The sequence below is a fragment of the Achromobacter sp. NPDC058515 genome (genome assembly GCF_042721735.1).
Classification (GTDB): Bacteria; Pseudomonadota; Gammaproteobacteria; order Burkholderiales; family Burkholderiaceae_B; genus Achromobacter.
On record NZ_JBHXNI010000010.1, the window covers coordinates 105,351 to 118,767 of the forward strand.

General features: G+C 69.0%; 13 protein-coding genes. 1 reads left to right on the top strand and 12 read right to left on the bottom strand.

Features of this window, described 5'->3' with window-relative positions:
* Nucleotides 1-41: 41 nt before the first annotated feature.
* From ACFWP0_RS18140 to ACFWP0_RS18195, 12 genes are all read right to left on the bottom strand, one after another.
* Nucleotides 42-890 carry an alpha/beta fold hydrolase gene (locus ACFWP0_RS18140; protein ID WP_377844295.1) on the bottom strand — a complete coding sequence of 283 codons (849 nt, stop codon included), beginning with the start codon at nucleotides 888-890 and terminating at the stop codon, nucleotides 42-44.
* Nucleotides 887-1,267 carry a hypothetical protein gene (locus tag ACFWP0_RS18145; protein ID WP_377844297.1) on the bottom strand — a complete coding sequence of 127 codons (381 nt, stop codon included), beginning with the start codon at nucleotides 1,265-1,267 and terminating at the stop codon, nucleotides 887-889. The genes ACFWP0_RS18140 and ACFWP0_RS18145 overlap by 4 nt, the downstream gene beginning before the upstream one ends.
* Before the next feature lie 129 nt (nucleotides 1,268-1,396).
* Nucleotides 1,397-2,068: a 3-oxoacid CoA-transferase subunit B gene (locus ACFWP0_RS18150; protein WP_377844299.1), complete on the bottom strand. Its 672-nt coding sequence runs from the start codon at nucleotides 2,066-2,068 to the stop codon at nucleotides 1,397-1,399.
* A complete protein-coding gene (locus tag ACFWP0_RS18155; protein ID WP_377844300.1) occupies nucleotides 2,058-2,750 on the bottom strand; it encodes a 3-oxoacid CoA-transferase subunit A in 693 nt (230 codons plus the stop codon). The genes ACFWP0_RS18150 and ACFWP0_RS18155 overlap by 11 nt, the downstream gene beginning before the upstream one ends.
* Before the next feature lie 34 nt (nucleotides 2,751-2,784).
* The gene (locus tag ACFWP0_RS18160) at nucleotides 2,785-3,957 is read right to left on the bottom strand and encodes a thiolase (RefSeq protein ID WP_377844554.1); all 1,173 of its coding nucleotides are present in this window, start codon (nucleotides 3,955-3,957) and stop codon (nucleotides 2,785-2,787) included.
* On the bottom strand, nucleotides 3,957-4,355 hold the full coding sequence (locus ACFWP0_RS18165) for a Zn-ribbon domain-containing OB-fold protein (protein WP_377844302.1): 399 nt from the start codon (nucleotides 4,353-4,355) through the stop codon (nucleotides 3,957-3,959). The genes ACFWP0_RS18160 and ACFWP0_RS18165 overlap by 1 nt, the downstream gene beginning before the upstream one ends.
* Nucleotides 4,356-4,411: 56 nt before the next feature.
* The gene (locus ACFWP0_RS18170) at nucleotides 4,412-6,499 is read right to left on the bottom strand and encodes a 3-hydroxyacyl-CoA dehydrogenase NAD-binding domain-containing protein (RefSeq protein WP_377844304.1); all 2,088 of its coding nucleotides are present in this window, start codon (nucleotides 6,497-6,499) and stop codon (nucleotides 4,412-4,414) included.
* 7 nt (nucleotides 6,500-6,506) lie between these two features.
* Nucleotides 6,507-6,719: an acetyl-CoA carboxylase biotin carboxyl carrier protein subunit gene (locus ACFWP0_RS18175; RefSeq protein WP_377844306.1), complete on the bottom strand. Its 213-nt coding sequence runs from the start codon at nucleotides 6,717-6,719 to the stop codon at nucleotides 6,507-6,509.
* Nucleotides 6,720-6,760: 41 nt separating this feature from the next.
* Complete coding sequence (locus tag ACFWP0_RS18180; protein ID WP_377844308.1) at nucleotides 6,761-8,125, bottom strand: acetyl/propionyl/methylcrotonyl-CoA carboxylase subunit alpha; 1,365 nt, start codon at nucleotides 8,123-8,125, stop codon at nucleotides 6,761-6,763.
* A 20-nt stretch (nucleotides 8,126-8,145) separates the two neighbouring features.
* Nucleotides 8,146-9,693, bottom strand: a complete 1,548-nt coding sequence (locus ACFWP0_RS18185) for an acyl-CoA carboxylase subunit beta (RefSeq protein ID WP_377844309.1) — start codon at nucleotides 9,691-9,693, stop codon at nucleotides 8,146-8,148.
* A gap of 46 nt (nucleotides 9,694-9,739) precedes the next feature.
* The gene (locus ACFWP0_RS18190) at nucleotides 9,740-10,720 is read right to left on the bottom strand and encodes a Bug family tripartite tricarboxylate transporter substrate binding protein (protein WP_377844311.1); all 981 of its coding nucleotides are present in this window, start codon (nucleotides 10,718-10,720) and stop codon (nucleotides 9,740-9,742) included.
* Between the two features lie 73 nt (nucleotides 10,721-10,793).
* On the bottom strand, nucleotides 10,794-11,762 hold the full coding sequence (locus ACFWP0_RS18195) for a tripartite tricarboxylate transporter substrate binding protein (protein ID WP_377844313.1): 969 nt from the start codon (nucleotides 11,760-11,762) through the stop codon (nucleotides 10,794-10,796).
* Between the two features lie 171 nt (nucleotides 11,763-11,933).
* On the opposite strand from ACFWP0_RS18195, the gene ACFWP0_RS18200 reads away from it, so the two are divergent.
* Nucleotides 11,934-13,388 carry an aldehyde dehydrogenase gene (locus ACFWP0_RS18200; protein WP_377844315.1) on the top strand — a complete coding sequence of 485 codons (1,455 nt, stop codon included), beginning with the start codon at nucleotides 11,934-11,936 and terminating at the stop codon, nucleotides 13,386-13,388.
* The last annotated feature ends 29 nt before the right edge of the window (nucleotides 13,389-13,417 follow it).

Genomic DNA, 13,417 nt, shown 5'->3' on the forward strand with positions numbered 1-13,417 from the left:
GAGGGAACGCGGGCAGTGGCTGCCCGTCGGTAATGCCGGCTCTACAGGCGGGCGATGGCGTCCAGCACCGGCAGCACGTAGCCCCGGAACTGCTGCGGGTTTTCGCTCATCGGGAAATGTCCCAACTCGCGCATGACGGTCACCTGCGCGCCGGGAATGCCGGCCGCGGTGCGCAAAGTGTCTTCGGGCGTGCAGGAGAAGTCGTATTCCCCCGTCAGCAGATAGAGCGGGCAGCGGTCGGTGCGGATGCCGTCCAGCCGGCCCCGCAGGTCGCTGTCCACCCGGTAGAAGTACAAGTCGCCGCGGAAGACGCCCGGGCCGCCCTGCATGTACTGCCACAGCGTTTCGTGGCGGTAGGCGGCGGGCGACTGCGGCGCGACCAGCCCCGAGACCAGCGCGGCGCAGACCTCGCCGCCGTGGACGTCGCCGCGATGCAGCCAGGAGGTGTCGTACCAGGGCTCCTGGAAGTCGGCGGCCTCGACGCCGATCAGGGCGCGAAAGCGCTCGGAATGCTGATGCGCCAGCTGCAGCACGATGCGCCCGCCGATGGAGCAGCCGATCAGCGCCGGACGCTCCAGCGCCAGCGCATCGCAGAACGCCGTCACGGTTTCGACGTACAGCCCGGTGGACAGCCGGTATTCCTCGTCCTGCCAACCTTCCGGCGGATAGGACTTGCCGTGCCACGGCATGTCGAACGCGATGACGCGGTAGCGCGACGTGATCGCCGGGTCGCACATCATGTGGCGGTACTGGCGGCTGTCGGCGCCGGCGGTATGCAGGCAAACCAGGGGGATGCCCTCGCCCGCTTCCTCGAAGTAGACGCGGCAGGACTTGCCCGCGATGTCGAACGACACGTAGCGTCCGACGATGGGTTCCAGCGCGGCGCTCATGCCTGGCCCTCCCGGCCCGTCGCCAGCAAATCCTTGACGAACTGCAGATGGGCCATGAGCGGCTGGAGGTTGCCCTCGATGGCCAGTTCGCCGCGCTTGCTGAGCGCGAAGATGTCATGCCAACCCGCATCCGGCACGGCTTGCCAGAAGCGCGACCAGGCGTCTTCGGACGCGCGCAGCGACACGTCGCAGGACGGCAGCGGCGCGGACGGAACGTCGGCGGCGGCGACCCGGCCATCCCGGATGCGGACCAGCACGGGATGGGCGCCGAACCGCAGCAGCAGGTCCATGTCGACCTGGCGGGGCCGCGAGAACGACAAGGCGCGGCGGCGGAACCGATGCGCGAGCTGCGCGCCGCGAGCGTCTTGCGCTGGCATGGCTTGGGTTTCCATTGTCTCTTCCCTTTTTTTGCGTTCTTATAAACAGAACGCTTATTCTTTCTGTAAGAACATTCTAAGGATCGAAAACTCCCCGTGTCAACACGGGGAAAGTACGGCAACCGCGGGCTATTGCGGCGCCAGCACCCGGCAATCGCCAGCCTGCGTCAGCGGGCAGTCCGTCAGCGCCTGCAGGGCCTCGAAGCTCAGCCCCGCCACCACCGCCCTCACCAGCATGGCGTCGGGCAATACGTCGATGACCGCCAGATCGGAATAGATCCGGTCGACCACGCCGGCGCCGGTCAGGGGATAGGTGCATTCGCGGACGATCTTGGGCTGCCCGTCCTTCGTGACATGCTCCATCGTGATATAGACCTGCCGGGCGCCGGCCACCAGATCCATGGCGCCCCCGACGGCCGGAATCGTCCCCGGCGCGCCGGTATCCCAATTGGCCAGGTCGCCGCGCCCGGACACCTGGAACGCGCCCAGCACGGTCAGGTCCAGGTGGCCGCCGCGCATCATGGCGAACGACACCACGTGATCCGTGATGGACGCGCCTGGCAGCAGGGTCACCGGCTCCTTGCTGGCATTGATCAGGTCCAGGTCCAGCGGCGCGCCCGGGTCGCCCGGCCCCATGCCGACGATGCCGTTCTCGGTATGCAGGATCACGTCGCGGCCGGGCGGCAGGAAGGCCGACACCAGCGTCGGAATGCCGATGCCCAGGTTGACGTAGGCCCCGTCCGGGATGTCCGCGGCCACCAGGCGCGCGATCTGCTGCCGGCTTAGCTTTTCATGCGCCATGAGCGCCTCCTGTCTTCACCACCCGCTTGACGAAAATTCCGGGCGTCATGACGTGTTCGGGCGGGATTGCGCCCAGGTCCACGATCTCTTCCGCCTGCGCCACGGTCGTGGCGGCGGCCATGCACATGACCGGCGCGAAGTTGCGGCCGGCGTAGCGATAAACCAAATTGCCCCAACGGTCCGCCGTGAGCGCCTTGACGAAGGCGAAGTCGCCCTTGAGCGGCGACTCCAGCACGTAGCCCACGCCGTCTATCACACGGGTCTCCTTGCCTCGGGCCAGCGGCGTGCCATAGGCGGTGGGCGTGAAGAACGGGCCCAGGCCGGCGCCCGCGGCGCGCATGCGCTCGGCCATGGTGCCTTGCGGCACGCACTCCAGCTCCACTTTCCCCGCGCGGTACGCGTCCGCGAAGGCCGCGGCATTCGGGTTCTTGCGGTCCGACGAGCGCGCAAAGGAGCAGATCATCTTGCGCACCCGCCCGGCCTCCACCAGCTCGCTCAAGCCGCGCTTGCCGTTGCCGGCGTTGTTGTTGACGATGGTGAGCTCGCGCGCGCCCTGTTCCAGCAACGCGCATACCAGCTCGGTGGGCACGCCCGAGGCGCCGAAGCCGCCGATCAGGATGACCGCCCCGTCCTGCACGCCCGCCACCGCGGCCGCCAATGAATCGACTGTCTTGTCCAGCATGGAATTTCTCTCCGAGGATGCGGAAACTGGCCGCTCAACGCGTGGACGGGCCGCCCAGGATGGCGGTGGACTGGCTGGACAAGGTGCCGCCGTTGCCGTGCACCAGCGCGATGTCGGCGCCCTGCACCTGACGCTCTCCCGCCTGCGCCCGCAGCTGGCGCACGGCTTCGGTCACCAGGAAAATGCCGTACATGCCCGGGTGCACGCAGGACAGGCCGCCCCCGTTCGTGTTCACCGGCAGCCGGCCGCCCGGCGCGATGCCGCCGCCCTGCACGAAGGCGCCGCCCTCGCCTTTCTTGCAGAATCCCAGGTCCTCCAGGAAGAGCAGGGTATTGATCGTGAAGGCGTCATAGAGCTCGGCCACGTCCACGTCGCCCACGTTCAGCCCCGCCATCGCCAGCGCGCGCTTGCCCGATTCGGCCGCCGCCGTGACCGTCAGGTCCTCCATGGACGAAATCTGCCGGTTCCACACCGCGGTGGCGCTGCCCAGCACATACACCGGCGCCTGCCTGAGGTGGCGGGCGCGGTCCGCGCGCACCATCACGTAGGCGCCCCCGCCGTCGCTCACCAGACAGCAGTCGCGCACGGTCAGGGGGTCGGACACGGGCCGCGATCCCAGCACGTCGGCGATCGACAGGGGATCGCGCATCGCGGCCTTGGGATTGAGCCTGGCCCAGGCCCTGGCGGCCACGGCCACCTCGGCCAGCTGCTCCCGCGTCGTGCCGTACTGGTGCATGTGGCGGGCGGCGGCCATCGCGTAGGACGTGACCGGCTGCAAGGGGGAATACGGGTGCTCGAAAGGTTGCGGGTCCAGCAGGGTGCGCGCCTTGACGCCTTCCTTGCGGCCGAACGCGGCTGTCTTCTGGGTGCTGCCGTAGCAGACCAGCACGGCGTTGCACTGGCCGGAGACCAGCGCCATCACCGAGGGCAGCAGGTGCGAGACAAAGCTCGATCCGCCCAGCATCGTGGCTTCGATGTAGCGGGGCCGCAAGCCCAGGTATTCGGCGGCCGGCATGCTCCACATCGTGGCCGAAGAGCTGCACGTCGCCAGCCCGTCGATATCCCGCATGGACAGGCCGGCGTCGGCCACCGCCCGCGACGCGGCCTGGGCCAGCACTTCCATTTCGGTGTAGCCGTGGGCTTCGCCCAGGCCGGCATGCCCCACCCCGACGATGGCGACCTGTCCGCGCAACGATTCCAGCGACATCATGCTGCCTCCGCGGAAACGAACACCACCAGGGCCTGGCCCTCGTCACGCAGCACCCGCGCCTTGACCGGCATGCCGATCCGCAGGCGTTCCGGCGCGACGCCGTCTACCCGGCTCATCATGCGCACGCCCTCGTCCAGGTCGATGAGCGCCACGTTGTAGTCGCCGCCCGCCTCCGGCTTGCGCCGCACGATGCTGAAGGAGTAGACGGTGCCGGCGCCGACCGGCTCGGTCCACGCCAGGTCCGTCGCGCCGCAGTGCATGCACAGCACGCGGGGAAAGAACTGGTGCGCGCCGCAGCCCGCGCAGCGCTGGATCTGGAAGCGCCCCTCGGCCAGGGCGGAGAAATACTGTTCTTGCGGCCCGCGCATCGAGGCGCCGGCGGTTTCTGTCTGCATGGATGTCTCCTGTTCTTCTGTCCGGGCGCCGCGCCCGATGCATGGCGCCCGTCCCCTCACAAGTCCGCGAAGGACTGTCCCGTTGCCGCCAGCCGTTCCAGCAGCGGCGCCGGCCGCCAGAGCTCGCCGTGTTCCGCATGAAAGCGCCGGATCGTGGCCAGGACCGCCGGCAGCCCCTGCTGATCGGCATGGAACAGCGGCCCTCCCTTGTGCGCCGGGAATCCGTAGCCATTGACGTAGATCACGTCGATATCGGAGGCGCGGCGGGCGATCCCCTCATCCAGGATGCGGGCGCCCTCGTTGACCAGGGCATACATCGTGCGCTGCACGATCTCCTCGTCGGAGATGGCCCGCCGCGCGATGCCGTCGCGCCGGGCGCAAGCCTCGATCAGCGCCAGCACCTCTGGATCTTCCAGCGGTTCCCGGCTGCCCGCCTCGTAGCGGTAAAAGCCGCTGCCCGTTTTCTGGCCGAAGCGCCCCTGTTCGCACAGGCTGTCCGCCACGCGCGAATAGCGCAGGTGGGCAGGCCTGGTGGGCGCCATGCGCTTGCGGAACGCCCAGCTGATGTCCAGCCCGGCCATGTCCGCCATGCGCAGCGGTCCCATGGCCAGCCCGAAGCGCTGCAAGGCGCCATCCACCTGCGACGGCGACGCCCCTTCCTCCAGCAGGAAATGCGCCTCGCGCGTGTAGGGGCTGACCATGCGGTTGCCGACGAATCCGTCGCACACCCCCACCAGCACCGGCAGCTTGCCCATCCTGCGCGCCAGCCGGAACACCGCGGCGACCACGCCGCCGTCCGTCTCGCGGCCTTGCACCACCTCCAGCAGCCGCATGACGTGGGCCGGGCTGAAGAAGTGCATCCCCAGCACCCGGGCAGGCCGGCGCGTGAACCCGGCGATCTCGTCGATGTCCAGCCGCGACGTGTTCGAGGCAAGAATGGCCCCGGGCTTGCAGGCCTCGTCCAGCGCCGTGAAGATCTGGCGCTTGACGTCCATGTCCTCGAAGGCCGCCTCGATCACCAGATCGGCGTCGCGCAGGCTGCCCAGTTCCAGGCTGGTGCGGATCCGCGCCAGGCGCTCTTCCACTTGCGCCGCGGACAGCTTGCCCTTGGCCGCCGTCGCGGCGTAATGCTTGCGGATCGCCGACCAGCCGCGCTCCAGCGCCTGCGCGTCGCGTTCGACCAGCACCACGTCGAGTCCGGCGTTGGCCAGGCTCATCGCAATGCCGCCGCCCATCGTGCCCGCGCCCACCACGCCCACCGTGGCGATCACGTCCGCGGCCTTCCATTCCTGCGGCAGCTTGACCGCGGCGCGCTCTGCAAAGAACAGATGGCGCTGCGCCTTGGACTGGCTGCCATTGACCAGTTCCAGGAAGCGCTCGCGCTCAAAAGCCAGCCCGTCCTGGAGCGTCGCGCCGACGGCATGCTCCACGCAGGCCACGCAAGCCAAGGGCGCCACGCAGCCGCGATAGCGACGGGCCGCCTGCTCCCGGGCGCGGTCATACACGCCCGCGTCCGCCGGCGCCTCCACCCGCCGCGCACCGACGTTGCGGCCGGCCAGCGGCGCGTCGGCGACGGCCAGCGCGTACGCGGCGGCCTGTTGCAGCAGCCCGTCGGCATACACCTCGTCGACCAGCCCCCAGTCCGCGGCGGCCGCGGCGCCGATGGCGTCGCCCTCCGCAATCATCTTCAGCGCCCGCTCGACGCCGACGATCCGCGGCAGCCGCTGCGTGCCGCCCGCCCCGGGCAGCACGCCCAGCTTCACTTCGGGCAGGCCCAGCGACGCGCCTTCCAGCGCCACGCGGTAGTGACAGCCCAGCGCCAGCTCCAGGCCACCTCCCAGCGCCGCGCCATGGATCGCCGCGACCACGGGCTTGGACGCCCCTTCGATCAGCGCGATGACCGAGCGCAGCGTCGGTTCGCGCGTGGACATCGGCGTGTTGAACTCGCGGATCTCGGCGCCGCAGCAGAAAAAGCCGCCGTCGCCCGCCAGCACCAGCGCGCGCACCTCGCCGTCCGCCAGGGCGGCCTCGAGCGCCGCATGCAGTTCCGCGCGCAGCGCCGCGCTCAGGCTGTTGACCGGTGGATTGCGCAGTTGCACCAGCGCGACGCGGCCCGACTCCATCCGTTCCGTATGGATCAGCATGGCCGCCTCACTCCAGTTCGACCACGATCTGGCCTTCGTCCACCTCGTCGCCTTCCCCGACCAGCACGCGCGCGACGATGCCCGCGCGCTCGGCCTCCACCGGAATCTCCATCTTCATCGATTCGACCTTGACCACGCTGTCGCCGGCCTCGACGCGCTGGCCCGGGCGAACAGTTACGGCGACCACACGGCCCACCACGGGCGTTTCCACTTTGAACATTGTCTTCTCCTGGGATTATTCGGTTGGAACCATTCGCGTGCTCACGCGGCTTGCGCCGCAACTGGCGCGGCTTCCAGAATGCGGCCGACCATGCCGGTGCACACCCGGCCGGCGCGGAAGTCCGGGTCGTCCAGCACCCGCTGGATGAAAGGAATATTGGTCTTGACGCCCTCGACGCGGAACTGCGCCAGGGCGGCCTTCAGCAGGTCCAGCGCCTGCTCGCGCGTCGCCGCGTGCGCGATCACCTTGGCCAGCATCGGGTCGTAGTGGCTGGACACCCGGCAGCCCTCTGCGTAGCCCGTCTCGATGCGCACGCCCGGCAGCGCGGGCGGCGCAAATACCCGAAGCAAGCCGGGCGACGGCAGAAAGCGCACCGGGTCCTCGGCGTAGACGCGGGCCTCCAGCGCATGCCCGCTCAAGGGCGGGACCTCGCGCAGCACCGCCTCCATCCGCTCGCCGGCCGCCAGCCTGAGCTGCGCGGCCACCAGGTCGACGCCGGTCACCGCTTCCGTCACCGCATGCTCGACCTGCAGGCGGGTATTGATTTCCAGAAAGGAGAAACCGGATTCGGGCGTGTAGAGCATCTCGACGGTGCCGATCACGTCGTATCCCAGTCCCGACAGCATGCCTTCCAGCCGGGCGGCCATGTCCTGCAGCGCGGCGCGTGCGAGGCCGGGCGCGGGCGCCTCTTCAAGCACCTTCTGGTGCCGCCGCTGGGTCGAGCAATCGCGTTCATACAGGCAGCGCAGCTGCCCGTGCCGGTCCGCCAGGAACTGGAATTCGACATGCCGCGGGTTGCAAAGCAGCTTTTCCAGATACAGGTCGGACCCGCCGAAGCTGCGCTCGGCGATGAGCCGCGCCCGTCCCCACTGCGCCTCGACATCCTGCGGGCCGTTCATGGGGATCATGCCGATCCCGCCGCCTCCGGACGCCGGCTTGATCAGCACGGGATAGCCCAGGTCCTGCGCGGCCCGGCGCACGGCATCCAGGCCGCCGTCCAGCACCGCGCTGCTCGGCGCCATCGGCATGCCCAGCGCCCGCATCGCGTCGCGCGCCTGGGTCTTGTGCCCCAGCATGCGGATCCAGCGCGGCGACGGGCCCACGAAGATCATGCCCGCCTGTTCCACGGCCTCGGCAAAATCCGCGTTCTCGGACAGGAATCCATAGCCGGGATGCAGCGCATCCGCGCCGGACTCCCGCGCCACGCGCAGCAGCGTTTCGCGGTTCAGGTAGCTTTGCGCGGCGGGCGCGGGCCCGATCGGAACCGCCAGGTTCGCTTCGCGCAGATGAGGCAGGTCGCGGTCGGCCTCGGAATAGACGGCGACGGACTCCATGCCGAGCGCGCGCAGCGCGCGGATGACGCGGCGGGCGACGGCGCCCCGATTGGCCACGATGACTCGTTTCATGTTGTGCTCCAGGCGGGGCGTCACGGCCGGTAGCCGAAGGCGCGCGGACCGGCTTCGCGCAAGGGCGCCGCCAGTTCCACGAACTCTTCCAGCACGGTCCGGGTGGTGGCGGGATCGATGATGTCTTCCACGACGAAGGCTTCGGCGCTGCGGAACGGCGAGGTCAGGCCGCGCACCCGCGCCTCGATTTCGCGCATCTTGGCCTCGGGGTCGGCGGCGGCTTCGATCTCGGCCTTGTAGGCGACTTCCAGCCCGCCCTCCACGGGCAGCGAGCCCCATTGGGCCGAGGGCCAGGCATAGCGGAAATTGAAGCGGCCCGCGCTCTGGTGGCCGCCCGCCGCCACGCCGAAGGCCTTGCGCACAATGATCGAGCACCAGGGCACGGTGGACTGCGCCACCGCCGTCAGCGCGCGCACGCCGTAACGCATGGCGCCGGCCTTCTCGGCGTTCAGACCGATCTGGAAGCCCGGCACGTCCACCAGGTTCACCACCGGCAGGTGGAAGGTCTCGGCCAGGTCCAGCAGGCGGGTGAACTTTTCGGCGGCGGGGCCGTCCCAGCCGCCGCCGTAGTGATAGGGGTCGCTGGCGAACACCGCCACCGGCCAGCCGTCGATGCGGGCCAGGCCCGTGATCACCGCGCGGCCCCAGCGCTTGCCGATCTCCATGAACGATCCCTCGTCCATCAGCGCCTCGACGATGGGCCGCATCTTGTACACGGCGCGCGTGTCGGCGGGGATGGCGCCCCGCAGCCAGTCCTGTCCGGCGGCGGCGCGGCCGGGGCCGTCCGCGCGCGGCGGCAGTTCATGCACGGAACGCGGCAGGTACGACAGGAAGCGCCGCGCCATGGCGAAGGCGGCCGCTTCCGAGTCGGCCTCGTCGTCCACCACGCCATTGCGGGTGTGGATGTCGCTGCCGCCCAGTTCGTTCTTCTCCAGCTTCTGGCCGATACGGGCCACGACCGGGGGGCCCGCGATGAAGAGCTGCGAGGTCTCGCGCACCATCACGGCGTAATGGCTGGCCGCCACGCGCGCCGCGCCCAGGCCCGCCACCGATCCCAGCGCCAGGGACACGACGGGCACGGTGGCCAGGTTCTGCGCCATCAGCGGCCACATGCGCAGCTTGGGCAACAGGGTGTGGCCCTTGATCTCGATGTTGCGCACGGAGCCGCCGCCTCCCGTGCCGTCGACCAGCCGCAGCAGCGGCAGGCGCAGGTCCTGCGCCATGCGTTCGGCCTCGACCAGCTTGTCGCCGACCGCGCCGTCGTTGGCGCCGCCGCGCACCGTGAAATCGTCGGCGGCGACGACGACCGGCCGCCCTTCCACCTTGGCGCGGCCGATCAGCAGGTTGGACGGCGTAAGGTCCGTCAACCGGCCTTCGGCGTCATATTCCGCGCTGCCCGTCAGCGCCCCCACCTCGCGAAACGATTCCGGGTCGACCATGCCCGCGATGCGCTCGCGCACCGGCAGCTTGCCGCCTTCCCGGTGCCGGCGCACTTTCGCCTCGCCGCCCATGCGCGCCGCCAGTTCCTTGCGCAGCGCCAGTTCTTGCAGTTCTTTTTCCCAGGACACCTTGTGCTCCTCCCTGCCCATTGCCGATGCGGCGATTGCCGCCGGGTCAATCGATCTTGATGTTTGCGCGCTTGATGAGCGCATCGTTCTGCTTGAGCTCGTCGGCGATCTTCTGCCGGAAGGCCTGCGGCGACTGCGTGGAAGGATTGCCCTGCGCCGCCAGCCGCGCGCGCACGACCGGATCCTTGGCCACCGCCGCGATCTCGCGGTTCAGCCTGTCCACCACCGCGGGCGGCGTGCCCGCCGGCGCGAAGATGCCGACCCAGAAGGAGATGTCAAAGCCCGGATAGCCCAGCTCGGCCACGGCGGGCACGTCGGGCAGGTCATGCCAGCGCTCGGCGGTGGAAACCGCCAGCGCCTTGAGCTTGCCGGCCTTGATGAGCGGCACGCCAGACAGGGTGTCGAAGCCGAAGTCCACTTCCTTGGACATCAGTCCCGCTTCCATCGGCGCCGCGCCCCGGTACGGCACATGCAGCATCTGCACGTTGGACATGGTGGCAAGCTGGGCGCCCGCCAGGTGCATCAGGTTGCCGTTGCCGGCCGAACCGTAGCTGACCGTATTGGGATTGCGCTTGGCCAGTTCCACCAGGGACTTGACGTCGGTCACGCCCGCCACGCGCGGATTCTCCGCGTTGATCGTCAGGATGAAGGGCACCGACACCACCGTGGAGACGGGCTCGAAGTCCTTCAGCGGGTCGTACTGGAGATCCTTGTAGAGCAAGGGGTTGACCGTGATGGAGCTGGAATTGCTGACCAGGATGGTGTAGCCGTCCGGCTTGGCCTGGGCGACTGCGCGCGCGGCGATCATGCCGTTGGCGCCGGTCTTGTTTTCCACGACGAACGATTGCCCCATGCGGGAGGACAAGGCCTCGCCGACGATGCGCGCCACCGAGTCGATCGTGCTGCCGGGGCTGAAGCCCACGACGAACTTGACCGGGGCGCTGGGGTAGTCCGCGGCGCTTGCCGCCATGGGGGCCGCCGCGGACAAAGCGAACGCGCCTGCCGCCAGCCATTTCGAAAATGTCATGATGTGTCTCCTCCGTGATTGCCTGAATCCGTGCCCCGCGCTGCTTCGGCGCGGAGCTACGGACGCGTTGTGGTTACTGCGCGGCTACGGTGCCCGAAGCCTTGACGGCCTGGCCCCACTTCTCCTGTTCCTGCGACATGAAGGCGGCGAACGCCTGCGGCGTGCTGTTGACCACCTCTCCGCCCAGGCCTTCGATGCGCGCCTGCATTTCGGGCGTGGCCACGATCCTGGACACGTCCTCGTAGATGCGCTGCGCCTGGGCCTGCGGCATGGCCGCCGGCGCAAGCAGGCCGAACCACGTCGCGGCCTCAAAGCCTGGCATGCCCGCTTCGGCAAAGGTCGGCACGTTGCGCAGCGCCTGCACCCGCTTGCCGTTGGCCACGGCCAGCGCGCGCAGCTTGCCGGACTCGATCAGCGGCAGGGCCGACGTGATCGTGGCCAGCATCATCTGCACCTGCCCGCCCGCGAGATCCGTGAAGGCCGGCGCGTCGCCGCGGTACGGCACATGCGTGATGGCCGATTGCGTCGCGATCTTGAAGAGTTCGCCGCTCAGATGCTGCGCCGTCCCGTTGCCCGGGGAAGCGAAGTTGACCGATCCGCCGTTCTGCTTGAGGTAGGCCAGGAACTCTTGCAGGGTGTTGGCGGGAATGGACGGGTTGACCACCAGCACCAGCGGCACCTTGGTGACCAGCGTGATGGGCGCAAAGTCCTTGACCGGGTCGTAGTTGAGCTTGGTGTAGAGATGGCCGCTGATCGTGTGGGCGGACGTGGTCATGAACAGCGTGTAGCCGTCGCCCTGCGCGCGCGCCACGGCGCTGGCGCCGATGGTCGTGCCCGCGCCGGCGCGGTTCTCGACGATGACGGTCTGCCCCCACGACTGCGTGAGCTTTTCCGCGACCGCGCGCGCCACCACGTCGGTCGCGCCGCCGGCCGGGTACGGCACGACCATGGACACGGGTTTTGAAGGATAGGAACCGGCAAGCGCCGTTCCCGCGAACAGCGCCGTGGCACAAGCCAGGGCGCGCAACCAATTGCCTTGCATGGGGATGTCTCCTCTTGTCATCGATAGACGGTTTGTTTATTCTTATCGTTCCAGTAGACAGAACGCTTATTCTATTTTATATTTTTTCGGACCAAGACTGTCAACGAATAAATGCGTTCCGGGCGCCTGCGGCCGGTCCGGGAAATCCCATCAAGAGAGGAACAAAACTTCATGTCCGAACCCTCGGAAACCCTGAAATCCATGCTGATCGGCGGCGAATGGATCGCGCAAGGCGACGCCGCCTTCCAGTCCGTCAATCCGGCCACCGGCGCCTGCAACCACCTGATCAGCGCGGCGTCCGACGCGCAGGTCGACCAGGCCATCGACGCCGCCTGGCAAGCCCAGCGCCGCGCCGCCTGGCGCGACATGCTGCCGCACCAGCGCGGCGCGATCCTGCGCCGCATCGCCGACGGCATGGAGCAGAACGCGCCGTTGCTGGCGCGCCTGCAGATGATCGAGAACGGCAAGGTCTGGGCTGAATGCAAGGCCCAGGTCGCCAGCGCCGCGGCCACCTTCCGCTACTACGCCGGCGTCTGCGAAACGCTGGGCGCCGAAGTCACGCCGCCGCGCGGCAACTATCTGTCGATGACGCACTACGACCCCTATGGCGTGGTCGTGGCGATCACCCCGTGGAACTCGCCGCTGACGATGGAGGCGCAGAAGGTCGCGCCCGCGCTGGCGGCAGGCAACGCCGTGATCCTCAAGCCGTCCGAGGTCACCTCGTCGCCCGCCCTGGCGCTGGGCCGCATCGCGCTGGAAGCCGGCCTGCCTCCGGGCATCCTCAACGTGGTCACCGGCCTGGGAGCCACCGTGGGCCGCCGCCTGGTCGAACATCCGGACGTGCGCATGGTGTCGTTCACCGGCGGCACCGCGAGCGGGCGCGCCATCGCGCATGCCGCGGCCGAAAAGCTGATGCCCGTCGCGCTGGAGCTGGGCGGCAAGTCGCCGCACATCGTGTTCGCGGACGCGGACCAGGATGCGGCCATCGAGGGCGTCATCGGCGGCATCTTCGAAGGCAGCGGGCAATCCTGCGTTGCCGGCTCGCGGCTGTATGTCCAGCGCAGCATCGCCGAATCCTTCATCGAAAAACTGGTGGCGCGCGCCAGCCGCCTCAAGGTGGACCTGCCCGACGCCGAGGGCGCGCAGATGGGCCCGATCGCGTCCTTCGGCCATCGCGAGAAGATCGAAGCCATGGTCGAGTCGGCAAAACGCGACGGCGCGCAAGTGCTGCTGGGCGGGCAACGCCCCGACGAGGCCGCATTGGCGGCGGGCGCCTTCTACCGGCCCACCATCCTGGGCGGATTGGCGCGCGATGCCCACGTGGTGCGCGAGGAGATCTTCGGCCCCGTACTGTGCGCGCTCGCCTTCGAGGACGAGGACGACCTGGTCGACCAGGCCAACGACAGCGCCTATGGCCTGGCCTCCGGCATCTGGACGGCCGACTACCGCCGCGCCTGGCGCCTGGCCAAGCGCCTGGAAGCGGGCAGCGTGTGGATCAACACCTACAAGCAGCTTTCCATATCCACGCCGTTCGGCGGCTTCAAGCAAAGCGGAATCGGGCGCGAGAAAGGCGTCAGCGGGCTGCGGCTGTACCAGCAATCCAAGGGCATCTACTTCGGCATGTAGCCCGCGCGCGCCGCGCCCCCTTCCCTTCA